General features: G+C 62.4%; 17 protein-coding genes and 2 tRNA genes. 11 read left to right on the top strand and 8 right to left on the bottom strand.

Annotated elements, in window-relative coordinates; genetic code table 11:
* Positions 1-56: 56 nt before the first annotated feature.
* A complete protein-coding gene (locus M1D89_RS19265; protein WP_498646028.1) occupies positions 57-2,267 on the bottom strand; it encodes a prolyl oligopeptidase family serine peptidase in 2,211 nt (736 codons plus the stop codon).
* A 59-nt stretch (positions 2,268-2,326) separates the two neighbouring features.
* Here M1D89_RS19265 and M1D89_RS19260 point away from each other — a divergent pair, with 59 nt between their 5' ends.
* A complete protein-coding gene (locus M1D89_RS19260) occupies positions 2,327-4,276 on the top strand; it encodes an FAD/NAD(P)-binding protein (RefSeq protein ID WP_498646027.1) in 1,950 nt (649 codons plus the stop codon).
* A 113-nt stretch (positions 4,277-4,389) separates the two neighbouring features.
* On the opposite strand, the gene M1D89_RS19255 is transcribed toward M1D89_RS19260, so the two are convergent.
* From M1D89_RS19255 to M1D89_RS19245, 3 genes are all read right to left on the bottom strand, one after another.
* Positions 4,390-8,922, bottom strand: a complete 4,533-nt coding sequence (locus M1D89_RS19255; protein WP_498646025.1) for an ExeM/NucH family extracellular endonuclease — start codon at positions 8,920-8,922, stop codon at positions 4,390-4,392.
* A 241-nt stretch (positions 8,923-9,163) separates the two neighbouring features.
* Positions 9,164-9,949, bottom strand: coding sequence for a VOC family protein (locus tag M1D89_RS19250; protein WP_498646023.1), 786 nt, complete (start codon positions 9,947-9,949; stop codon positions 9,164-9,166).
* Between the two features lie 202 nt (positions 9,950-10,151).
* Positions 10,152-10,239: transfer RNA gene (locus M1D89_RS19245), tRNA-Ser, on the bottom strand.
* A 101-nt stretch (positions 10,240-10,340) separates the two neighbouring features.
* Here M1D89_RS19245 and M1D89_RS19240 point away from each other — a divergent pair.
* The 9 genes from M1D89_RS19240 to M1D89_RS19200 all read left to right on the top strand — a co-directional run bounded on the left by M1D89_RS19240 (position 10,341) and on the right by M1D89_RS19200 (position 18,439).
* Positions 10,341-11,324 carry an NAD(P)H-quinone oxidoreductase gene (locus M1D89_RS19240; protein WP_498646020.1) on the top strand — a complete coding sequence of 328 codons (984 nt, stop codon included), beginning with the start codon at positions 10,341-10,343 and terminating at the stop codon, positions 11,322-11,324.
* A 48-nt stretch (positions 11,325-11,372) separates the two neighbouring features.
* A complete protein-coding gene (locus M1D89_RS19235) occupies positions 11,373-11,921 on the top strand; it encodes a PadR family transcriptional regulator (RefSeq protein WP_498646018.1) in 549 nt (182 codons plus the stop codon).
* Between the two features lie 146 nt (positions 11,922-12,067).
* On the top strand, positions 12,068-14,338 hold the full coding sequence (locus M1D89_RS19230) for a carbon starvation CstA family protein (protein WP_498646015.1): 2,271 nt from the start codon (positions 12,068-12,070) through the stop codon (positions 14,336-14,338).
* A gap of 15 nt (positions 14,339-14,353) precedes the next feature.
* Positions 14,354-14,545, top strand: a complete 192-nt coding sequence (locus tag M1D89_RS19225; protein WP_498646012.1) for a YbdD/YjiX family protein — start codon at positions 14,354-14,356, stop codon at positions 14,543-14,545.
* A 91-nt stretch (positions 14,546-14,636) separates the two neighbouring features.
* Entirely contained in the window at positions 14,637-15,290 is a 654-nt protein-coding gene (locus M1D89_RS19220) for a bacterial proteasome activator family protein (RefSeq protein WP_498646011.1), read from the top strand.
* Between the two features lie 8 nt (positions 15,291-15,298).
* On the top strand, positions 15,299-15,739 hold the full coding sequence (locus M1D89_RS19215; RefSeq protein WP_498646009.1) for a hypothetical protein: 441 nt from the start codon (positions 15,299-15,301) through the stop codon (positions 15,737-15,739).
* A 138-nt stretch (positions 15,740-15,877) separates the two neighbouring features.
* Entirely contained in the window at positions 15,878-16,717 is an 840-nt protein-coding gene (locus tag M1D89_RS19210; RefSeq protein WP_498646008.1) for an aldo/keto reductase, read from the top strand.
* Positions 16,718-16,906: 189 nt separating this feature from the next.
* Positions 16,907-18,076 carry a DUF6226 family protein gene (locus M1D89_RS19205; protein ID WP_498646007.1) on the top strand — a complete coding sequence of 390 codons (1,170 nt, stop codon included), beginning with the start codon at positions 16,907-16,909 and terminating at the stop codon, positions 18,074-18,076.
* Between the two features lie 60 nt (positions 18,077-18,136).
* The gene (locus tag M1D89_RS19200; protein ID WP_498646005.1) at positions 18,137-18,439 is read left to right on the top strand and encodes a DUF3592 domain-containing protein; all 303 of its coding nucleotides are present in this window, start codon (positions 18,137-18,139) and stop codon (positions 18,437-18,439) included.
* Positions 18,440-18,494: 55 nt separating this feature from the next.
* Here M1D89_RS19200 and M1D89_RS19195 read toward each other — a convergent pair.
* Positions 18,495-18,567: transfer RNA gene (locus M1D89_RS19195), tRNA-Thr, on the bottom strand.
* Positions 18,568-18,800: 233 nt separating this feature from the next.
* On the opposite strand from M1D89_RS19195, the gene M1D89_RS19190 reads away from it, so the two are divergent.
* Positions 18,801-19,547 (top strand): HAD family hydrolase, encoded by a 747-nt coding sequence (locus M1D89_RS19190; protein ID WP_498646002.1) that lies wholly within the window; start codon positions 18,801-18,803, stop codon positions 19,545-19,547.
* Here M1D89_RS19190 and M1D89_RS19185 read toward each other — a convergent pair.
* Genes M1D89_RS19185 through tmk form a run of 3 tightly spaced genes read right to left on the bottom strand, consistent with a single transcriptional unit; the run spans position 19,544 to position 23,048 of the window.
* Positions 19,544-21,208, bottom strand: coding sequence for an alpha/beta hydrolase (locus M1D89_RS19185; protein ID WP_498645998.1), 1,665 nt, complete (start codon positions 21,206-21,208; stop codon positions 19,544-19,546). The genes M1D89_RS19190 and M1D89_RS19185 overlap by 4 nt on opposite strands.
* Before the next feature lie 8 nt (positions 21,209-21,216).
* Positions 21,217-22,368: a DNA polymerase III subunit delta' gene (locus tag M1D89_RS19180; RefSeq protein ID WP_498645995.1), complete on the bottom strand. Its 1,152-nt coding sequence runs from the start codon at positions 22,366-22,368 to the stop codon at positions 21,217-21,219.
* On the bottom strand, positions 22,365-23,048 hold the full coding sequence (gene tmk, locus M1D89_RS19175; RefSeq protein ID WP_498645992.1) for a dTMP kinase: 684 nt from the start codon (positions 23,046-23,048) through the stop codon (positions 22,365-22,367). Before tmk ends, M1D89_RS19180 begins: the two co-directional genes overlap by 4 nt.
* Positions 23,049-23,060: the final 12 nt, after the last annotated feature.

The raw sequence follows: 23,060 nt of genomic DNA, 5'->3' as shown, positions 1-23,060 counted from the left end.
TTGCTAGCCCACCAAGGATACGCAGAAGGTGCCGTCTAGCGCAAAACAGCTCCCTGTCAGTTGCTTCCAGCCAGGGAACGCCACAGGAAGTGGTTGCTCCGGGCCTGAAGCGCCGCCGCCTGCCTGTTGTCAGAGGCGCCCGCGTGGCCGCCTTCAAGAGCTTCATGGAACCAGACGTTCGGGATGCCCATGGCCTGCATGCGCGCCGCCATTTTGCGGGCTTGCACAGGTCCCACACGGTCATCGGAGGTGGCTGTCCAAATGAAGGTCTCAGGGTATTCCACACCGTCGTGTAGCAAGTGGTACGGCGAGAAAGTGCGGATGAACTCCCACTGGACCGGAACATCAGGGTCACCGTATTCGGCGATCCAGGAGTATCCGGCGGAGAGCTTGGTGTAGCGGCGCATGTCCAGGAGCGGCACCCCGCAGGAAACAGCCCCGAACAGTTCCGGGTACTGGGTCAGCATGTTGCCCACCAGAAGGCCGCCGTTGGAACCGCCTACGCAGCCGAGTCGACGGCGGCTGGTGACGCCCCGCGAGATGAGGTCCTTCGCCACGGCCGCGAAGTCTTCGTAGGCACGGTGCCGGTTCTCCTGGAGTGCTGCACGGTGCCAGGACGGACCGTATTCGCCACCACCGCGGATGTTGGCAACAACGTAGACGCCGCCGCGTGAGTGTGCGGCAGCTCCGTCGTCGGAGGATACACCCAGGGTGCGGCGCTCCAGCCATGCCCGACCAATGGTTCCGCTGTAGGCCGGAGTCCGGGAAACTTCGAACCCGCCATAGCCGGAGAGCTGGGTGGGGTTTTGGCCGTCCAACACCAGGTCCTTGGAGGCGACCTGGAAGTAGGGAACCTTGGTCCCATCGTCAGAAACAGCGAAGTGCTGCTGGACTTCGTAGTCGGCCTCGTTGAAGAACGACGGCGACCGCTTCACCTCGGCGTGCCGGCTCGCCGCGCCGGCAACAAGTGTCCCCCTGGTCAGGGTGGTGGGCGTGGTGAAGCCGGTGGCCACCAGCCAGAAATCATTGCCTTCAGCGCCCGGGTCTTCATCATCCACGGCATAGGCATTGACGTCATGCAGGGGAGGGCAGGCGTCCAGGACGGTGGAGGCCCAGCCGCCTTCAGAATCGGGACGGGCTGGATCCAGCACCCGGATTTCGGAAGACACATCGCGCAGGAGGTTCAGCAGGAGGTAGTCCTTGGTCCAGCTCCAGGACTGTAGCGACGTGTGGGCATCCGGCGTGAACAGGACCAGCAATGACCGGGAACCCGCCAGATAAGACTCGAAGTCCGCGGCCAGCAAGGACCCGGCAGGGTAGAGAACACCGGCAACATCCCAGTCCTTCTGCGGACGGAACAGCAGCCAATCCCGGTGGGCGCTGATGTTCACATCCGTGGGAACGTCGATTGCCACCCAGGAGCCGCCACGCAGCAGGGACGTACTCCGGTTGTAGAAGTCGATGTAGTCCACGGCGAAGGTCCGCTCATAGCCCGGGGTCGAATCGTGGGCCACCATGGCCAACATGTGGTCCTCCGGGATTTCGAAGAGGCGCTCTGCCTCGGCCAGCGATTGGCCGCGGCGAAGCTTCACCCCGGTCCGGGCATAGGAGGACGTAGTTGCGGGGAGCCCGTCCGCCGTGCTGGACACGAGCAAAGTGTCGGCATCGAGCCAGCTGACGTTGCCCTTGGCTGTGGGCACGTCAAAGCCGCCGTCCACGAAGGTGCGGGATTCGACGTCGAACTCGCGATGGCGGTTAGCGTCGCCGCCGTCGGGGGAGAGCGAAACCATGGCCAGGCGGTACTCGGAGCCGTCGGCAGGACGGAGGAAGCCGACACCATGGAAGACCCACTCAACGCCTTCGGTGGCGGCAAGGGCGTCGATATCCAGCAGGACATCCCACTCCGGTTCCTCGGTGAGATAGCTTTCCCACGTGGTTCGACGCCAAAGGCCCTTGGGGTGTTCCTGGTCTTTCCAGAAGTTGTAGTAGAAATCCCCGCGTTTGGAGACCATTGCGATGCGATCGGTGGAGTCGAGGACCTCCAGGATGCCGGCCTCAACGGCCGCGTACTCGGCATCCTCCAGCAGTTCCTCAGTGCGGGCATTCTGCTCGCGCACCCACGCCAGCTGCTCTTCGCCGTGGATGTCCTCAAGCCAGACGTTTTCATCCGTGGGCTCAGGCGCGACATCCGCTGCATGCCGCGGGCCGGGGGCCGGGGCGGTCTCGTTCTCGGGGAGTGGCGACTGATCAGCTTCTGTGGTGGTCATCGCCCCATCCAAGCAACACTCTTCAACAGGAAGCAAGTCATAGGAAGTTAGGCTTGAGTGTGGCTAAATCCCAAACCAACCGTGTTGCCCTGATCGGGGCCGGCCCTCGGGGCACCAGTGTCCTCGAGCGGTTGCTCGCGAATTGGGCTGCGGACAGCCCGCCAGGAACCACCCTTCACATTGACGTTGTGGACCCCTACCCTGCCGGTTCGGGGCACGTGTGGCAGCCGGAGCAGTCACGCCTCTACTTGATGAACACCCAATCGTTCTATCCCACCCTCATCCCCGAGGACCCTCAGCTCGCACCGCCGCTCGCGGGTGGATCGTTCGATCAGTGGCGGGAGGCCCGTCGTCGTGATGGCCAAGGGCTGAACGATGCCGAGAAAGCTGAACTAGCAACCCTTGAATCGCACGACTTCCCCAGTCGCGCGCTGTACGGGCGGTACCTGCGCCAAACTTTGGCAGCGCTGCTGGAACGGCTTCCCGACGGCGTCGAGGTCACCTTTCACGAGGCGCTCGCCGTCGCTGCGCAGCCCCTGAAGGGCGTAAAGGAACACGGGTTCGACGTCGAACTCGACAACGGCGAGACGCTCACCGTCGGTTCCGTGGTCCTCGCTCTGGGCCACATCAAGTCCCGGCTGAACCCCGAGCAACGGGCCTTCAAGAGCGCCGCGCAGGAACAGGGCCTCATGTACTTCCCGCCCGCGCCGCCTGCCGATGTTGATTGGCAGGCAGTGCCGGACAACGAACCCGTGCTGGTCCGTGGCATGGGCCTGAACTTTTTCGATGTCATGGGCCAGTTGACGGAGGGGCGCGGAGGCAAGTTCGTCGAGGCTGGTACGCCCGGCGCGAGTATTCTCGAGTACCGGTCGTCGGGCCGGGAGCCCAGGATCATTGCAGCGTCCCGCAGGGGCACCCCTTATCGCGCGAAGGCCGGGCTGGCCGGCTATTACCCCAGCAGCATCACCATGCGCTACCTGACAGAAGACGCCGTGGACCGTTTCCGCGCAGCCGGTATCCAGCCGGGGTTCGATCATGACCTCTGGCCGCTGCTTCACCGGGATGCGCTTTGGGCCTATTACTCAACGCTTGCGCGGTCCCAGCCCGCCGCGATCAAGGACCCCGCGCAGTTCCTCGCCGACCTTGAGGATGCGCTTCAACCGCATGCGCACACCACCGCGAACTGGGAAATCGAGGTGGGAAACGTCGTGGAAAAACACGTCGTCGCCTCCCGCCGGCTGAACCTACGGGGGCTCGCGGCGCCGCTCGCCGGGCGGACCTTCGCTTCCCGGCGCGAGCTGGACGCAGCCATCACGGCGTACCTTGATGATGATGCCCGACGATCAGCATTGGGCGAGGCGGACCCTGTCAAGATGGCGATCGGTGCCCTCCACACTGGGAGGGCGATCCTCAAATCCGTAGTAGCGGACGGGGGAATCACCGATGAATCGTGGCTGGGTGGTTTGCGCGGCTGGTTCGAATCTTTTGTTGAAGGTCTGGCAAGCGGAGCACCTGCGCTGCGCTCGGAGCAGCTGGCCGCTTTGGCGCGTGCCGGCGTCGTGAGTTTCGTAGGACCTGACCCGAAGTTCAGCGTGGACCGTGGAGCCAAGGTGTTCCGGGCGGTTTCGCCGTGGGTCCACGATGCTCCGGTTGAAGCAAGGACTCTTGTGGAGGCGATGTCGCCGGCCAATAGGGTGGGCATCAACCTGTCGCCCCTTCTGGAACAGCTCATGGCCGATGGGCTGGTGCGCACCAAGATCATGATGAGTGTTGAGGGCACACCCATGCAGACCACAGGCCTTGACGTTGAACCGCATCCTTACAGGCCTCTGGGGGCAAATGGTTCCATCACCAGGAACTTGTATGTCCTGGGCCTCCAACTGTCTGCGTCGCAGTGGGGGACAGCCATTGCCGCTGAGGCCCGTCCGCGCACCGGACCTGCCTATGCGAGCGGCCAACGGACCCTCCGCGATGCCGATGAGATAGCACGTAGCATACTCGGCCGGTGACGCACATCAGTCTGGCCGGAAACCGCCAGTAAATCATAAAACGCAGGGCCCCTCACGAAGAAGATCGTGAGGGGCCCTGCTGTTGCTTCCGGCAGGCCGGATGGGTCAGGGCGTTAGCCCCTCAGGCACCTCTGATACTCCAGCCAGGCAAAGGCGTACCGGAGCCATCCTGCGATGTCGTACCACTTGGACGGCTTGGTAGGGGCGGTGCACTGCGGCGGATTCGGCCCGCTCTCAGCCACCTGGACCAGCGCCTTCACCACCGTTCCACTCTCGACGGCGGTGAGCACCACTGTGCCGGTGCCTGCAACCGCCGCGGCGGGAACCTTAAGGTCCACTGTGGCCGCCCCTGAGGACACGGGGACGGAACCGAGCGCCACCGCGGCGCCCTTGGCGTCCACGAACACCGCGTTCAGCGTTGCGTTGGTCGGGCTGCCGATCGAGGTGAGGTTCAGTTTGGTGACGGCCAAGGTAATGGAGTCGCCGGACTTGACCTCAGCCGCTGTGGTGTTGGCCACGGCAACGGAACGGCGTGCGAAGTCCGGTGAGACAGGATTGTGCTCGCGCAGGTACTTGATCCACGCATCGCGGTCCACCAGGCCTGTGTCCTTCGTGTTCGTGCCCTCCTTGAAAATCCGGAAATTGTCACCGCCGGTAGCCAGGAAGCTGAATGTTCCGATCCTGTACTGCTTAGCAGGATCGATCACAGCGCCGTCGACCCAGATGCCGGTGATGCGGTCACCTGCGGGACGGGCGGCGTCATAGGTGTAGTTGACGTTCTTGGATACTCCCAGCTGCTGGTAGGGGCGGCTGGGGATGGTCCCGTCAGCATTGGTCTGCCACTGCTGCTCCAGGAGTGTTTTGAACTGCGCACCTGTGAGGGACGTGGTCCAGAGGTTGTTCACGAACGGCAGGACCGCGTTGGCCTCGGCGTAGGTGATAGTGCCGTCCGGCGCGTAGTACAGCTCGTTACGCAGCCCGCCGGGGTTCACGACGCCGATCTCCGCGGCACCCAGTTCGGGCGCCTTGAGCGTATCCACAAGGGAGTCCGCCACCAGGTTGCCGAGCGTGGATTCGTTCGCGCGGTCGTCCCGCTTGGGGGCACCGCCAGCGGGATCGGGTGTGAAGGCCGTGGTGATATCAGCGGTCACCGCGCCCACCGACTGGTTGCCGATGACGGCAGCCTCGGCGAGGGCCTTGTCCACGATGGTCTTCACAGTCGCCACCCGTGGGTAGGCTGCTACGAGGCTTTCAGCGGTATCGGTTGTCCGGTCCACAATGGCGGCCTTGTAAGCAGTGACTGACTTGCTTGCGGTATCCACGGTGAGGGTCACGCTGCCCACGTTCTCGCCGTAGTTGCCGGTCTGTACGATGGGTCGGGTCTTGCCGGTCGGCTGGCCGTTGGCGTCCAGTACCGGGGCGTCCCAGGCGTACTCCTTGTGCGTGTGACCCGTGAAGATGGCGGCGACGTCAGGAGTGGTTTCGTTGACCAGCTTGGTGAATGGTCCGCCGGCTGCAACTTCCTGCTCCAACGTGGCGCCCTCAGGCGTTCCCGATGCAGCGCCGTCGTGGTTTTCCACGACGATGAGGTCGGCCAGGTTTTCGGCTTTGATCTTTGCGGCCACCCGGTTGATTGCTTCCACAGGGTCGCCGAACTCAAGATCGGCGATACCAGCGGGGGTCACCAGGGAAGGAACTTCCTGCGTGACAGTACCGATCACTGCCACCCGCATGCCGTTCATGTCCAGGACCTTGTACTCCGGCAGGACAGGAGTGGTGGTGCCCTTCTGGTAGACGTTCGCGCCGAGGTAGGCGAACTTCGCGTTGGTACCTCCAGCTGCGACGCGGTCGCGCAGGTCCGCCCACCCGCCGTCGAACTCATGGTTGCCCACAGCCGAAGCCTGCAGCTCGAGCGCGTTCAAGACATCAATGGTGGGTTGGTCCTTCGCCACCGAAGAAGCGAAGAGGGAAGCACCGATGTTGTCACCGGCAGAAATGAAGGCCGTAGCGCCAGGAGCTGCTGCAGCGCGGAGTTTCTCAACCGTTCCGGCGAAGAGGACTGTGTTGGAGTCGATCCGGCCGTGGAAGTCGTTGATACCCAGGAACTGCAGGTCAACGGTTGCCGGCTCGTCAGCGGTCAGGTTCAAGCCCACCACCACGGGATCGTGGTCGCTGGCCCGGAACTCGTCCCCGGCATAGTAGTTGGTCACATTGTTGTTATACCTGCTGTACTCCAGCGCGACGGACTCTACGGAGTTGATGTTCCAGATGTCGGTTCCGGTGACAACCTTTTGGGCGGCCGGGGAAGCCAGGATGTGGTCCAAGGAGCCCACCATGCCGCCGAAGAGGTACGAGTGCTTGCCTGTACCCGCTTCGAGGTCTGTGTAGCCGGCTGCGGTGAGGACGTTGATCGGGTCTTCCTTGGCATAGGCGTTGAAGTCACCGATCAGGAAAACCTTGTCCGTGCCCTTGGACGCTTGGAGGTCCTTGGAGAAGGCGAGGAGTGATTCTGCCTGCTTTGTACGGGCAATGTTCGAGGCTCCCTGGCCTTTGTCTGTGTCATCCGGGGTGGCGGCAGAGCCTTTGGACTTGAAGTGGTTCACGATCGCGATGAACTTCTTGTCGTCATCTCCGCCAACCGGCTTGAAGAGCTGTGCGAGGGGCTTGCGCGCACTGGCAAAGGCCACGGTGTCGTTGTGGATGATGGACTCACCCACGGGCTCGGCCACTGCCTTCTTGTAGATGAATGCAGTGCGAATCATGTCTTCGTCGCTGAGCGGGGGAGCGTTGGCGGGTGTGCGCACGTAGTCCCAGACCCCAGGGGTCTTGACGTTGAGGGCGTCCACCAGCTTGGACAGGGCGTCGTCGCGGTTCTTACCGAACTGTGCGGAGTTTTCGATTTCTTCAAGGGATACGACGTCGGCGCCGGACTTGGTGATAGCGGCAACGATCTTGGTCTGCTGGCGCTCGAAGTTCTCGGCGTTGGCTGCACCTCGGGCGTTGCAGCCTTCCTTGACCGTGATGGGGTTGCCGTCGCGGTCGGTGTAGAAAACGCAGCCAGCCAGCTGGTCACCGGTGGTGGGGAAGTAGTTCAGCACATTGAAGGAAGCCAGTTTGAGGTTGCCTCCTACCTCCGCGGGACCTTCGGGACGGGTTGCAGTAAAGCTTGCCGGCTGGACGGACTCGGCGTTGGCCGGAGTGAGCGCGGTAAGGGGCTGGAACTTCCATGAGTTGTTGCCATAGCCCAGGATGACGTCGGTCCGGAACTGCGCAGGTGAGCCAACACGTACAGGATCCGATGTGGTCAGATACGGCAACTGCTGAGCCTTGGTGGTGGCGTCTTTGAGGAAGTTGGTGGACGCGCCGTCGTCGAGTTTGATGCCGCGCAGCGCGTTGTCGGCAACCACCGCGGCGTATTCAGGCGAACCGTAGGTGGCCACCGCCGTCGGCTGCACCAACGGTGAAGTGCCGGCCGCGAGGCCGATCTCGCCGTACTGGTTCAGGGAGTAGTTGTCCGTGACCGTGAAGTCACCCTGGGGAGCCAGAAGCATGCCCTCCAGGCTTTCCCTCGCGGCCTCATTGGCAGGCAGCGTGAACGGCGTGGACTTTACCTCCGGCGCAGCCTCGGTGAGCTTCTGCAACCCTGCCGCCTCAACGGTCAGCTGGGTTTGGCTGGCGAACTCGCTGACGACACCGGTGAGTTGCACGTAGTCGCCGGTCTGGACCGCTGACGTCGTTGAGGGTGAATAGACGAACAAAGCGTCCGACGCCGTCCTTGCCGCCCCCGCGCTTTCACCGCCGCTTCCGGCGGTCTGTACGTAGTAGCCGTTGAAGCCGCCGGTTGCGTAGACAGCGGTGACCTTGCCGTGGGTGGTCACGGTGCTGCCGACAAAGGGGCTTGCCGTACTTGTTCCCTGGATCTCGGCAATGGTCTTGACGCCCGGCTCCGGCTGAGGGTCAACCGGCGGGGTTCCGCCGCCGCCGGAGGCAGTGGGGGTGATGGTTGCATTGAGGCTGAAGTCTGCGGCGTTGGAGTCGGTGTCCACACCAGTGGCGCGGTTCAGGCTCTTGACGTCCGCGTTGCTGGTAGGTGCGGTGGCAGAGGCGGTCTCAAAGGTGTTGGAGGCGCCGTAGCCCAAAAGATCAGCGATGGCGGCGTTGCCCGTCACCGACCCCGCCGGAAGCGGAGAGACCGCGGTTTGCTGCTTGGCCAGAACCAGGGTTCCAGCAGTCCCGGCGGGGTTCAGCGTACCCGTTGCCTGGACATCGGCTGTGGGAAGCGCCGGTGCCGTGGAAGTGCCGCTATTGGTGGCGCCCTGAACCAGGAAATACCCCTTCGCGGGAATGCTGCCCGTCAGAGGGGTGACCCCCGTGGGTGCCGCCGTGGCCGTTGCGGACCGGTACTGCAGCGACCAGCCAGCCAGGCTGACCGGTGCGTCCGAGGAATTGTAGAGTTCCACGAACTTATTCTTGAAGGCGGCACCGCTGCTGCCACCGCTGAGATAGGCCTCGTTGATCACCACCGGTGAGGTGCCGGCCGCGGACGGATCGTCCGCGGCCAGGGCCGGGACAGCCGTCAGTGGTGCTGCAAGCAACCCGACTGACAGGACCGTTCCTGCAACTAATTTCCAATGTTGTTGATGCATCCGCTCTAACTTTCATTAGGGAGCCCTGTAGGGCCCTGTGGACGACGCACGCTGTCTTGTGAAGCGGGCGTTCCGGAAGTTACTCCGGGGTAAACCTTTAGCTCGGGCATAGCAGAACATGACGGAATGAATGGGAGATGGACCGGTGGTAACCGGCGGGTTCGGGTACTGGTTTTGAGCGCGCGGAACCGGCCGGCCGCCTCTGGTGGGAGGCAGCCGGGTGAGACTCGCGGTTCAGGGTCTAGGCGGTTTGCCCCAAGTCCTGAATGACCTTGAAGACAGCTCCCGTGGGGTCCGACAACGTGGCCAAACGTCCGAACGGCGTGTCCTCGGCGGGCTGCATGACAGTGGCACCGAGGGCTGCGGCCTTCTCCACGGCGGCATCCGTATCCTCCACCGCGAAGTACACGCTCCACATGGAGGGGACCTGTTCGGGCAGGAATCCGGAAGCGTCCATGATGCCTGCCTTGGCGTCGTCACCGGCGCCGAGGGTTGTGTAACGGAACTCCGGAGTGTCGCTCATGACCTCTGTGTCCCAGCCGAAGACACTCTGGTAGAACGTGACCGCAGATTCGTAGTCCTTGGCCAGAAGTTCATGCCAAGCGGGAGCTCCTGCCTCCGCCGCAATCTCGTAGCCCTTCATTTCACCGAACTGCCAGGCGCCTATAGCGGCACCGGACGCGTCGCCGTACATGGCCATGCTGCCTTGCTCAGGGACCTCCATAGGCTCCAGGAGCACCTGGCCGCCGTTAGCTGCCGCGGCCTCGGTAGTGGCTGCGATGTCGTCAGTGCGAAGGTAGGTGGACCAAACGTCAGGCATTGCACCCATATCCGCCTGCTTCTCCATGATGCCCGCAACCATCCGACCGTCCTTGGAAGCTGTGATGTAGCCGCCGTACTTCTCCTGGTCTCCGGTTTCATAGGTCCAGCCAAAAAGTGCGGTGTAGAAGGCCTTGGCCTTCTCCGTATCGGACGTCATGAGGTCGATCCAGCAAGGGGAACCGGGAGTGATGTCAGGCGTGGGCATAAGTGAGACTCCTGTTGTTATGCCGCGGTCAAAGCTGCGGCTGATGTCTGCGGTGTGGAGACAGGAAGAACACTATGCGGGGCCTCTGACAGTTTCAATGATCTTCCGGTTGTCAGTTCTCAGTTCCCGGCATCTTCGTCGCAGATACACGTCTGCGGATACAAAAATGCCCCGGGTCCTGGAACCCGGGGCATCTCATTCGCGGAAGGTAAGGGATTTGAACCCTTGGTACGGGGTTACCGCACACTGGTTTTCAAGACCAGCTCCTTAGGCCGCTCGGACAACCTTCCTCGCCTAGTAGTGTTTCATAGGGAGTTGGCTGTTCCAAAACATCACGTATTCCAGCCCCTGCCCCGGGTCTGGAAAACAAGCAAGAAACCGGGAGTTCTTCATGAAAGCCGTCTATATCTCAGAGCCAGGCGGACCCGAAGTCCTCGAAGTCCGTGAGGTCCCGTCACCAGTGCCGGGCGAGGGCGAGGTCCTGATTGACGTAGTGGCCGCGGGATTGAACCGCGCCGACGTCCAGCAGCGGCGCGGCTTCTACCCGCCGCCCCCGGGAGCATCGGAAGTTCCCGGGTTGGAAGTCTCCGGCCGCATTTCAGCTTTCGGCCCCGGCGTCACCAAAGCATTCTCCGTTGGAGACAAAGTAGTGGCACTGTTGTCCGGCGGCGGCTACGCCCAGCAGGTCGCTGTCCCCGCGGAGCAGGTACTCCGGATCCCTGAAGGCGTGGACCTGGTTACAGCCGCTGCCCTGCCCGAAGTGGCCGCCACCGTGTACTCGAACCTGATCATGACCGCACAGCTGCAACCCGGCGAGACCGTACTCATCCACGGCGCGACCGGTGGCATCGGCACCATGGCTATCCAGCTGGCCAAAGCATATGGCGCAAACGTAGCCACCACGGCCGGTACTGACGAGAAGGTCGGCACCGCCAAGGCCTTCCTCGGCGCCGATATCGCCATCAACTACACCGAAGAAGACTTCGCTGAAAGCCTCAAGGCGCACAACGGAGGCAAGGGGGCCGACGTGATCCTCGACGTCGTGGGTGCCAAATACCTGCAACAGAACGTCGATGCGCTCGCCGATTACGGACGACTCATCGTCATCGGCCTGCAAGGCGGAACAAAAGCCGAGATCAACCTGGGGCAGCTCCTCAGCAAACGTGCAGCCGTTATCGGAACAGCCCTCCGGCCTCGACCGGTCGCCGAAAAGGGAATCATCATGTCCGCCGTCCGCGAATTCGTGTGGCCCATGCTCACCGATGGCAGGATCAGGCCCCTCGTCGCAAAGTCCTTCCCCCTGGCGAATGTTCGGGAAGCGCACGAGTATTTCGACTCAGGGGAGCATGTGGGCAAGGTCCTCCTGCTCCTCTGAATCGCCTGCCCAACTGTTTTCATCCGCCCGATTGCAGCGAGGAGCCATATGTCCATCCGGCACAGCCTGCTGGCCCTGCTCCAGGACAAGCCGCGGTACGGTTATGAGCTGCGTGTCGAATTCGAGGACCGTACCGGTGCCGCCTGGCCGTTGAACATCGGGCAGGTCTACACAACCTTGGACAGGCTTGAGCGCGACGGTTTAGTAAGCAAGGACGGCGACGACGGCGGCGGGCACGTCATTTACAGCATCACTGACGCGGGGGCTGAGGAAGTTGAGGCCTGGTTTGCTGGTGCAGTGGACAGGGGCAATCCTCCTAGGAACGAAATTGCCATCAAGCTGGCGCTCGCAGTGACGCTTCCTGACGTGGATACTTCTGCGGTGATCCAGTCCCAACGCGAGGTCTCGGTCAAGGCTCTGCAAGAGCATACGCAGGCGAGAAAGGCGGTCTCCGCCAACCAAAGATCGTCGGATACTGCCTGGCTGCTGGTGCTCGATTCATTGATTTTCCAGGCAGAGGCGGAAGTTCGCTGGTTGGATCTCTGCGAGGCCCGCATGGTGCAAGGGCGCGGCAACGGCGGGGCCGGCATTGCTTAGGCAACCGTTGGCCGCACAATAGCTACCGTTCACCGCAGTGAATCCATCCTGCGGTGAGTTTCACGATGCGTCAGGGAACCTCTTTGCTAGCTTGCCCGTGACGCGCGTTCGTGCCACGGCAGCGCAGCAGTTCTCAAGGAGGAGATATGGGAAAGATTCCTGACCAGGCCGGACTCGCGGAAGGACTGGATCCCACGCTGCCCGCCCCGGCTGTGGACGACTCGGTGCGCGAAGCGGAGGAACGCAGGTGGACCCCGGCCAAGATCGGTCTTTGGGTTGCTATTTCCCTGCTGGGAGCTGTGGCGTGGTTCATGCTCGCCCTGGTGCGCGGTGAAACCGTCAACGCCATCTGGTTCGTTTTCGCCGCTGTCTGCACGTACCTGATCGGCTACCGCTTCTATTCCAAAGTCATTGAGCGTTACCTGCTCAAACCGGACGATCGCCGCGCTACCCCTGCCGAGTACAAAGCCGATGGCAAGGACTACGTCCGTACTGACAGGAACGTGTTGTTCGGCCACCACTTCGCCGCCATTGCCGGTGCCGGACCGTTGGTGGGACCCGTTATCGCGGCCCAGATGGGCTACCTTCCCGGCACTATCTGGATCATCATCGGCGTCGTTCTTGCAGGCGCCGTACAGGACTACCTGGTCATGTTCTTCTCCATGCGCCGCGGTGGCCGTTCACTCGGCCAGATGGCGCGCGAGGAACTCGGTGTCATTGGTGGCACGGCAGCACTCGTTGCCACGCTGCTGATCATGATCATCATTGTGGCCATCCTCGCCCTGGTGGTGGTCAACGCCCTTGGCGAGAGCCCGTGGGGCGTGTTCTCGGTGGGTATGACCATTCCCATTGCGTTGTTCATGGGTGTCTACCTGCGCTTCATCAGGCCGGGCAAGGTGATGGAGGTTTCCATCATCGGCTTCGTGCTCCTGATGGCAGCCATCATAGGTGGCGGCGCCGTAGCCGGAACCGAGTGGGGTGCGGCCTTCTTCCACCTGGACAAGGTCACCATTGCCTGGGGCATCATCATCTACGGGTTCATCGCCGCAATCCTGCCCGTCTGGCTCCTCCTGGCTCCGCGTGATTATCTCTCCACGTTCATGAAGATCGGCGTAATCGTGATGCTCGCGGTAGCCATCATCGTGGTGCGCCCGGAAATCACCGTCCCTGCGTTCAGCGAGTTCGCCAGCCGGGAGAACGGCCCTGTGTTCTCCGGCGCCCTGTTCCCGTTCCTGTTCGTCACCATCGCCTGTGGCGCCCTGTCCGGGTTCCACGCACTCATCTCCTCGGGAACAACCCCCAAGCTGATTGAGAAGGAACGGCAGACCCGCTTCATCGGTTACGGCGGGATGCTCATGGAATCTTTCGTGGCCATTATGGCCCTGGTCGCTGCGATCTCCATCGACCGTGGTATCTACTTCGCCATGAATGCGCCTCTCGCCCTAACCGGCGGCACCGTGGAATCCGCAGCGCAGTGGGTGAACAGCCTTGGCCTCGCCAATGTGAACATCACCCCCGACGTGCTGGCCCAGACTGCCAAGGACGTCGGCGAGGAGAGCATTATTTCCCGTTCAGGTGGCGCTCCCACGCTGGCAGTCGGTTTGGCGCACATCATGCAGCAGTTCATCGGCGGACCGGGAATGATGGCCTTCTGGTACCACTTCGCCATCATGTTCGAGGCCCTCTTCATCCTTACCGCAGTGGACGCAGGTACGCGTGTTGCCCGCTTCATGCTGCAGGACTCCATCGGCAACTTTGTTCCCAAGTTTAAGGAAGCCTCATGGCGGCCCGGGGCCTGGCTTTGCACCGCCATCATGGTGGGTGCCTGGGGTGCGGTCCTGTTGATGGGCGTCACCGATCCTCTGGGTGGCATCAACACGCTCTTCCCGCTTTTCGGCATCGCCAATCAGCTGCTGGCCGCCATTGCGCTGGCCGTGTGCCTCGCCATCACGGCAAAGCGTGGAGTGTTCAAGTGGCTGTGGATCGTGGCCGTTCCGCTGACGTTCGCCGCCGTAGTGACCATCACCGCCAGCTTCCACAAGATCTTCTCGCCAGTCCCGGCAGTGGGTTACTTCGCCAACAATCAGGCGTTCTCCAAGGCACTCGCTGACGGCAAGACGGAGTTCGGTACAGCCAAGACCGTTGCAGCCATGGAAGCCGTGGTCCGCAACACCATGATCCAGGGCGTGCTTTCCGTCATCTTCGTGACCCTGAGTATTATCGTGATCGTCGCCGCCCTCTTGGCGACCATCAAGGCAATCCGCGCTGGCGGAGGCCAGGACCATGAAGACCCGCCCGTTCCTTCCAAGGTTTACGCACCGGCGGGGCTGTTCCCCACTGCTGCCGAGAAAACGTTGCTCGCAGAATGGAACGCCCTGCCTGTAGAAAAACGGGCCCAGAAGGCCGGCCACCACTAGTGAACGCCAGCACTGATGAACACGGTCGTTAAGGGCCTTCGGGGCTTCGCCACCTACATGGGCTCGCTCATGGGGGCGGACGCGTACAAGAAGTACCTGGAGCATTTTGAAGCTACGGCCCATTCCGGTCCCGCCATGACTGAACGCGAGTTCTGGCGGGACCGGATGGACCGGCAGGACAGCAACCCGCAAGGCAGGTGCTGCTGAGTTGGGGTTCGGGACGAAGTTTCGCTACGAACGAAGTCCAAAAACGGGTTGCGGCCTGAGCTTCGCGAGAAGCACGTGAGAGTATGAACGAATGAGCGATCTGAACAACATTCAGCCCACGGATGAGGCTTCGGACGACACCCCCGTGGAGGGAACCACGCTGGACGAGGGCCTGGAGAAGCCCGCGGCACAGCAACCTTTGGCGGAAGAGGTGGCGAAGGATGCCAAACCCAAGGTAGGTAACCTTCACGAACTCGTTGATGAGCCGGCCAAGGTGATGAGGATCGGCACCATGGTCCGCCAGCTCCTTGAAGAGGTGAAGGCCGCACCTTTGGATGACGCTGCACGCGGCCGCCTTGCGGAGATTCATGAGCGCTCCATTAAGGAACTCGAAGACGGGTTGGCTCCGGAACTTATTGAGGAGCTGGAACGAATCAGCTTGCCTTTCCCCGACGAGAAGGCGCCTTCCGATGCGGAGCTTCGCATCGCCCAGGCACAACTCGTTGGCTGGCTGGAGGGCTTGTTCCATGGCATCCAGGCCGCCATCGCCGCTCAGCAGGCTGCCAAAGAGCACGCGGCCGCGCAGATGCAGCTCCGTCAGCTCCCGCCGGGAACGGTGATTGCGCCGGGCATCATCATTGGTGAGAACGGACAGCCCCAACGGGCGGCTGCACCCGGTGCGCCCGGCGCTGCCGCCCAGGGCCGCAGGGAAGACCCCGACCACGGTCCGGGTCAGTACCTCTGAGTTCCCGGGTGGGTTTCTTTGGGGTCGTCCGGCAAGGGCGGAAGGACGATTTGGAGCTTGGCAAGGGGCTGTGGCGCCGCGCCCATGACCGATTTCATCGTGGACTGGATCGGTACCACCAGGTCCTTGAGGGCGTGGATGATGAGCAGCTCTACAACGAGCTCGTGCAAATAGCCAACGAACTCGCCGAATTATCGCCCCGGGTCAGGACCATCTGCGTTGAGGCACAGAAAAGGTCTCCCAGCGACGGTTTGGATGTCCCGGGAGGGCTTGCCGGTGTGCACCGGGCTTTGTCCAAAGCAGGAAATTCCCTCGCCACCACGGCAGAGGCCGCGGCCATGTTGAGGTTGGCCGTTGGACCCGTCCCGGTAGGTGCTTTGTCGGTGCGGCGGCGCGCTGAGTCTGTTTTTGAACAGGTTGCTGACGCGGAGCGCCAACTCGCCGCCTGATACGTAATCGGACTAAATGCAAGGCGTTCGCAACTACCCGCGCGCGCCTTTATTCCTTCCATGCAACAAGTTAAGCGTATAGCTGATCTGCGTAACATTCCGGGCTTTTGTGGACCGCGTGCTGGCAGGATGGCAGACATGACTTCGTCACCAACACTTACTTTCAACGACGGCAACACCATCCCCCAGCTCGGCTACGGGGTGTGGCAAGTTGAAGACGATGTAGCCGAAAAGGTGGTGCGCCAGGCATTCGAGGCCGGGTTCCGCCACATCGATACCGCCAAGATCTACGGCAACGAGGCAGGCGTGGGCCGGGCTATTGCTTCCTCCGGCCTTACCGCCGAGGAAATCTTCATCACCACCAAGCTGTGGAACGCGGACCAAGGCTACGAATCCACGCTCGCAGCATTCGAGGAGTCCATGGATCGTCTCGGCCTCGAGACCCTGGACTTGTACCTGATTCACTGGCAGCAGCCCAAGCAGGAAAAGTACGTGGACACCTGGAAGGCGCTCATCGAGCTCAAGAAGCGCGGCCGGGTCAAGTCCATTGGCGTCTCCAACTTCACCAAGGAAGGCCTGCAGCACATCATCGATGAAACCGGCGTTGTTCCGGCCATCAACCAGGTTGAGCTGCACCCGTTCTTCAACCAGGCCGACTTGCGTGAGTTCAATGCTTCGAAGGGCATCCTGACGCAGGCATGGTCCCCGCTGGGCCAGGGTGGCGAACTCCTCGAAAGCGCTACCGTGGCGGAGATCGCCGCCAAGCATGATGCCACTCCGGCCCAGGTGATCATCGCCTGGCACCTGGCCATCGGCAACGTGGTAATCCCCAAGTCCGTCACTGAGTCCCGCATCCAGGAGAACTTCGCAGCTCTCAACGTCACACTGGACGCCACCGACGTCGAGGCCATCAACGGCCTGGACCGCGGCGCTGAAGGCCGCATCGGACCGGACCCGGCAGTCTCCGACTTCGCCTAACCCCTGAGCTTTACCGCGGTGCCCCGTCCCCTTCCCGGGGCGGGGCGCCTGCCGTTAACGCTCGACGACGCCACTCGCCTCGGCGGGCCAGGCTCCGGCATTGATAACGACGGCACTGATGGCGCAGGAGCCGGAAACTTAATCCCGCGTTCCGGGTCCAAACAAATGGGGTCGCCCTAGGATGGGCCCATGGGGGATATCGAAGGTCTTTTTGACGGGTCTGCATCCGAGCTGCCTGCGCCAATATCCTACAAGGCTGCGCTATACAAGCTAGCTTCGGAGAAAGATGCTCCGGTCAGGCATCTTGCTGGTTATGCGCCGTTTGTGGTGTTCTGCGCAAGCAGCGGCGTGCCCGCAGAGGAGCTTGCTTTCGATGTAGTCAAATTGCTCGCCTTCTTGCGAAACAGCGTCGACCACATCCTGGGCGACCCCAAGCTACGCGATGCGGCCACCATATTCGTGGGGAACGTCATTGTGTCGATGCACCCGGAAGCACACTGGAGGGTCTTGGCGGACGGATCCCGCGAAGTAGGAACCCGGGATATGCAGATCACGGTGGATCGCCTTTTTGATGGGCTGGGGGAAGCCGACGATGCCATGGTGGCCGGACTCGTTAGCCACCTTGTGGTGTGGTCAACTGACGAGCCGGACGAATCTGAGCTTCCGGAATTGCGGCCCGTTCCTGTGGGGCAAGCCCATGAACTGTATGAGCGGCCGGACCTGCCATGGCACGAATATCGCGACGTTGACGGCCAAGTCATCCAGTACGGGAACCGGTGGGGCGGTGTTAGCCCACCGGAGGACTCCTACAGCGTGGAGACCCACGTTGAACGCTTTGAAGGACTCCACAAGGTAGCCCGATCCCTCCTCGAGTACTTGGAGAGCTCATTCGACGTCGATGTCAGCCTGGATCCCGCCCACGCGGCGGATGTCTTCACGAACATCGGCGACGTGATCGACGTCGCGCGCCTGACACCGCGCGACCCGCTCGCGGCGCCATTGACTTTCGTCTGGACCAGTTTCCCGGGTGTAGTGGTCCATGCGGGTGTGCTGCACGACTTCCCGTTTCCCATCTGCGGCTGTGACGCTTGCGACGAGACGGCTGAGAGTGAAGCGTCCCGCCTGGAGGAGCTGGTCCTTGGCGTTGCTGCAGGCGGGTTTGGCGAACGCTACCCGGTGGGACGTGAACGGTGGGCTGAATACGCGCTCTTTGCTGCTGACGGATCCGGGAGCCGCAGCGGAAGGGGCCCCCGGGGCTCCACGCCGGAAAAACTCGCCGCCGCGGAGGAACGACTCAAAGCTGTACAAGATGGCTGGCGGCCCTGGCCGCCGAGGAAGACCCGGCGTGCCCGCGACTGACCTGATCGTGAGGACCTGACGTGGGGGATCAGTTGTGAAAGTCGTAAAGTTCTAGCGACTGTGACTGGTAGCTGCGCCGGCTGGACCAATGGTACGGCCAACTCCAACCGCAACCGCCGTTTCCGGCCGTATTACCATTTCAGCGACTCCCGCGGTGTTGTCTACGGGGGAGAATCTGATGTCTCAACGGTGAACGAAACCCTACCCGGCTCACCGCTGGCCGTGACCTACAACCCTGCAGACCCACAGGAGTCCTACCAAGTCGTCAGCCAGTCCAAAATGCTGGTTGGTTGCCCGATTCCCGTCTTTGTGGTCTTCGCTGCGGGCTCATTGTGGTTCATCGGGATTTTCCCCGTGGGATGACAAGCAGCAAACAAAAGCCCCGCTGGTTCACCAAACCAGCGGGGCTTTTTCTCTGAGCTTCCTATCAGAATCGAACTGATGACCTTTTCATTACGAGTGAAACGCTCTACCGACTGAGCTAAGGAAGCACCGCGTTCATCACCGGTTTCCCGGGCGATCACGCAAGACATAACTGTAATAGAGGCACCGCGCCCGGGTCAAAACGAGGGCGGCGGCGGCCGTTGCGGGGATGTTCACCCGGTCGTCGGGCCGGGTTCAGGCGGTGGTTCCCCGACAACCGGAAGCTGGGGAATCAACTGTGGTGAGATCCAATCGCCATGCATACAAGCGAAGTCGCGTAACAAGCCGAAGGAGCCGCTCCATGACAGGTGATGCAACAACCGGGGATGAAACTAGCAGGGACGCCAGCCATACACCGAACCGGCTGAGACTCGCCGTTGTGGACATGGTGGGCACCACCATCACGGATGATGGCCGAACAGAGCGGGCCATGTCCAAGGCACTTGTGGAACACGGCATCGAACCGGGCACCAACCGGTTCGAGAGCATGCTCGGCTATGCCCGGGACACCATGGGCTTCTCGAAAATGACAGTCTTCAGCCACCTCTTCGAGGATTCCGCTGTGGCCGAAAGCGCCAACAAAATATTCGAAAACACCTATGACGAGCTCATTGAAGACGGCGGTGTTCGCGCCATTGCCGGAGCGGAGGACGCCATTCTGTGGATGCGTGAGTCCGGCATGCAGGTTTGCCTGGCCACGGGATTCGGCCGCCACACGCAAAACATGGTGCTGGAATCGCTCGGGTGGATGGGCTTGGCGGACCTTAGCCTCTGCCCTGCCGATGCCGGGCGTGGACGTCCCTACCCGGACATGATCCTGACAGCCGTGCTCGCACTGGACCTCGATGACGTGCGGGAGGTGGCAGTGGTGGGCGATACGAGCTCGGACATGCTGTCGGGCGTTCGTTCCGGAGCATCCCTCGTGGCGGGCGTCCTCACAGGCTCCCACTCGGAGGCGACGCTACGCGCGGCCGGAGCCACCGTCGTCGTGGATTCCATCAAGCAACTCCCGCTCCTGGTGGAGAAACGGGAAGCCCGGCACCTTTAGCATTTGAGGCCGTCCTGCGGCAGCTTTCCATCTACGAAGTAGTCGTCGACGGCGGTGCTGATGCACGAGTTCGCGCGGCCGTAGGCTGTGTGCCCCTCACCTTCCCACGTGACGAGTGAAGCATTCTCAAGTTGCTTGCGCAGTGACTGGGACCATTCGAGCGGGGTGGCGGGATCGCCGGTGGTGCCCACCACCACAATGGGCGAAGATCCGTTGTATTCCACTGGTGCCGGTGTGCGGGTGCTGGCGTAGGGCCAATCCTTGCAGGTGACACCTCCGTAAGCGAAGAACGCACCGAACGTGGGGGAGTCCTGCAAGAGACGGACTTCCTCGGCCCGCATGCCGGCAGTGTCCGTCACCATCGGGTAGTCCAGGCAGTTGATGGCTTGGAACGCGAATGCGGAGTTGGAGCTGTATGTGCCGTTGGGTTCGCGGTCGGCACCCAGGTCCGCAAGCCGCATCATCTGCGAGACGTCACCGGAGAAGGCGCTCTCCAGGGCCTGGGTAAGGGCCGGCCAGCTTTGGTCGTTGTAGAGGGGCAGAATGAGGCCGTTGACGAAGTCGTTGGACGTCACCAAGCGGCCGTCCTTGGCGGTCTGGGGATTCTGGTCAACGGCGTTGATGAGGTCACGGATTTCCTGCACGCCGTTGTCCACGGATCCGCTTAGGGGACACTGTTGTTGTCCCTGGCAGCTGGTCACGTAAGTGCGGAGGGCCCTTTCGAAGGCGCGTGCCTGACCGGCTGTTAGTTCCTCGTTGCTGATGGCTGGATCCACGGCGCCGTCAAGGACCACGCGGCCCACGTTGTCCGGGAAGAGCGAAGCATAGGTGGATCCGAGGAACGTGCCGTAGGAGAAGCCCAGGTAGTTGAGCTTGGCATCGTTCGCTACGGCGCGCAGGATGTCCAGGTCCTTGGCAGCGCTCACGGTATCGATGTGGCCCAAGACATCACCGGTCTGCTGGGCGCACTGCTCAGCGAATGCTTTGTTGAAGGCAAGTGCGGCAGCCAGACCTTCGTCGGTGTTCTTGCGGAACACTTTTTCACGGGCGGCGTCACGTTCAGCGTCGGTCATGCAGGTCACAGGAGCGGAGCGGCCCACGCCCCGGGGATCAAAACCAACCACGTCGTAGTTGGCCCGTAGCTTCTCGGTGAAGTGGGTGTTGCCGGCATCCTTGATGAAATCTACGCCGGAGCCCCCAGGTCCACCGGGGTTTACCAGGATTGACCCTTGCTTGTTGCCGATGCTGGGCAACTTGATGACGGAAAGCGTGATGTCCCCGGACGCAGGATTAGCGTAGTCCTTAGGCACTTGGACCTTGCCGCAGTGGTAGCCGTCCTCGCATGAACTCCACTCCACCGACTGCGAGTAGAACTTTTCCAAGCCTTCAGGAGCTGAGGCAGCGATGGACGGATCCACCGTGCTGGTGGATGGCTTGGCCGTTGGGGTTGGCAGGAACGGAATGGTGCAGGCGCTCAGTACCAGCATGGAAGCGAGGGCAATGCATAGCCCCGCGAACCCACGGGATCCTTGCCCTGCGAAACCCCGCCCTGCAGCGCCGCGCCCTGCGACACCCCGGTTTGCCGGATCACCACCCGCATCAAGCTGGGCAGACCGGTCCCTTGAAGGGGTACCGGCGGACCGGCGGGGTGCGGACTTCATGCATTCTCCTATTGCTGGATGAGGCTGGTAGCCATGGACTCGACCGCCAACAGCGGCGCCACGTTGGTGGTGGTGATTCGGACACGGGCTTTGTTGATGGCGTCCATCCGGGCCAGGGTGGTTTCCGGCGTTGAATGGCCCGCGTATTCTTCCAGTTCGCTCTTGAGTTCAACGTTGACCAGTTCCACTGCGTTCCCCAATTGGATGATGAGGACATCCCTGTAGAAGGACAGCAGATCCGTCAGCGTGCGGTCCAACGAGTCAGTAATGGAGCGCTTGGCGCGCCGCTTCTGGTCGTCCTCAAGTTGCTTGACCTGGCTACGCATGGAGGGCGGGAGCGTGCCGGATTCGGGAGCGCCCAGGCTCGCCAGGAGCGCGATCTTCTCCGCGGCGTCGCGTTCGTCGTTGGAGCTGTTGGCTTCTTCGGTGGCAATCTTGACCAACTTTTCGGCCATCATCACGGCAGCGGTGACGCCTCGCAGGCCAAGCGGGATACGAACGGTATCCAGCCGACGTTGCCGCGCATCGGCGTCCCGGGCCAAGCGCCGGGCAATTCCTATATGGCTTTGCGCGGCCCGCGCCGCACGGTCCGCGAGTTGGCGTTCGACGCCGTCGCGCCTCACCAAAAGGTCAGCGACGTCGGAAGCTGGCGGCAGTCGCAGGCTCACGGGACGGCATCGCGAACGGATGGTGACCAGGACGTCGGCGGGGGAGGGCGCGCACAGCATCCAGATAGTCCTGGGGGTGGGTTCCTCGATGGCTTTCAACAGAACGTTGGTGGTGCGCTCGGCCATGCGGTCAGCGTCCTCGACCACGATGATCCGCCACCGTCCGGTGGCTGGCCGGTCGCCTGCTTTGGACACGAGTTCGCGGGCTTCGTCGATGGTGATGGTGACCTTCTCGGTGCGCACGAACGTCACATCAGAGTGCGTCTCACCGAGGATCGTGTGGCACGCTGCGCACTCGCCACAGCCACGCATGGTGACGTCGTCCTGCTCGCAGTTCAAGGCGGCGGCGAAGGCCTTGGCAGCGTTCGAACGGCCGGATCCGGGCGGCCCGGTGAAGAGCCAGGCATGGGTAAGTCCGGTCTCGCCCTGCGCCGCCTGTTTGAGTTGGGCAACCACCGGCGCTTGCCCTTGGAGGTCGTCCCAGACGCTCACGGGCGATCGCCCGAAGTCGTTTCGCCCACTACTGGCACGCCGTTGTTAACGAGCAGCGACTCCACCCGCTCCAGGATCCGGGCGGCCAACGTTTCAATGTCGGCCTTGGCGGGCAGCACCAGGTAGCTGGATGGTGCAGCTGCCGCGAGGTCCAAAAAAGCGTGCCGTATGGCGGAGTGGAAGTCGTCAGGCTCAGATTCCAGCCTGTCCTCGGTGGCGTCCCCGGCGGTGCGGCGCTGGCGACCGTCGGAGGGGTCGACGTCGAGAAGTACCGTCAGGTCCGGATGCAGGCCTTCGGTGGCCCATTCGTTGAGTGACAAAACACCCTCGGCGCCGAGGCCGCGGCCGGCACCTTGATAGGCAACGGACGAATCGATGTAGCGGTCAGTAATGACAACGGTTCCGTCGGCTAGCGCGGGACGAATCACCTGGCTGGCATGGGCGGCGCGGGCGGCGGCGAACATGAGGGCTTCGGTGCGGGGATCGATGGTGCCGTGCCCATGGTCCAGAACCAGGGAACGCAGTTTCTCGCCAATGGGGGTGCCGCCTGGTTCGCGCGTGCGCAGCACGGAAAGGCCCTGTGACTCGAGGGCGTCAGAGAGCCGGGCGGCCTGCGTGGACTTGCCCGCTCCGTCCCCGCCTTCGAAGGCGATGAAAAGGCCTGGGCTCTTAATACTCACTCGACTAGCCTA

The organism is Arthrobacter sp. D3-18, from assembly GCF_054408525.1.
Note: the sequence above shows the minus strand (reverse complement) of the source record. Positions and strands in the feature narration are given on the sequence as shown.

Coding starts and splice junctions, on each gene's coding strand:
- M1D89_RS19210 (WP_498646008.1), top strand. CDS start 15,878: ATGACTTCGTCACCAACACTTACTTTCAACGACGGCAACACCATCCCC.
- M1D89_RS19265 (WP_498646028.1), bottom strand. CDS start 2,267: ATGACCACCACAGAAGCTGATCAGTCGCCACTCCCCGAGAACGAGACC.
- M1D89_RS19255 (WP_498646025.1), bottom strand. CDS start 8,922: ATGCATCAACAACATTGGAAATTAGTTGCAGGAACGGTCCTGTCAGTC.
- M1D89_RS19240 (WP_498646020.1), top strand. CDS start 10,341: ATGAAAGCCGTCTATATCTCAGAGCCAGGCGGACCCGAAGTCCTCGAA.
- M1D89_RS19185 (WP_498645998.1), bottom strand. CDS start 21,208: ATGAAGTCCGCACCCCGCCGGTCCGCCGGTACCCCTTCAAGGGACCGG.
- M1D89_RS19190 (WP_498646002.1), top strand. CDS start 18,801: ATGACAGGTGATGCAACAACCGGGGATGAAACTAGCAGGGACGCCAGC.
- M1D89_RS19250 (WP_498646023.1), bottom strand. CDS start 9,949: ATGCCCACGCCTGACATCACTCCCGGTTCCCCTTGCTGGATCGACCTC.
- M1D89_RS19235 (WP_498646018.1), top strand. CDS start 11,373: ATGTCCATCCGGCACAGCCTGCTGGCCCTGCTCCAGGACAAGCCGCGG.
- M1D89_RS19230 (WP_498646015.1), top strand. CDS start 12,068: ATGGGAAAGATTCCTGACCAGGCCGGACTCGCGGAAGGACTGGATCCC.
- M1D89_RS19225 (WP_498646012.1), top strand. CDS start 14,354: ATGAACACGGTCGTTAAGGGCCTTCGGGGCTTCGCCACCTACATGGGC.
- M1D89_RS19205 (WP_498646007.1), top strand. CDS start 16,907: ATGGGGGATATCGAAGGTCTTTTTGACGGGTCTGCATCCGAGCTGCCT.
- M1D89_RS19220 (WP_498646011.1), top strand. CDS start 14,637: ATGAGCGATCTGAACAACATTCAGCCCACGGATGAGGCTTCGGACGAC.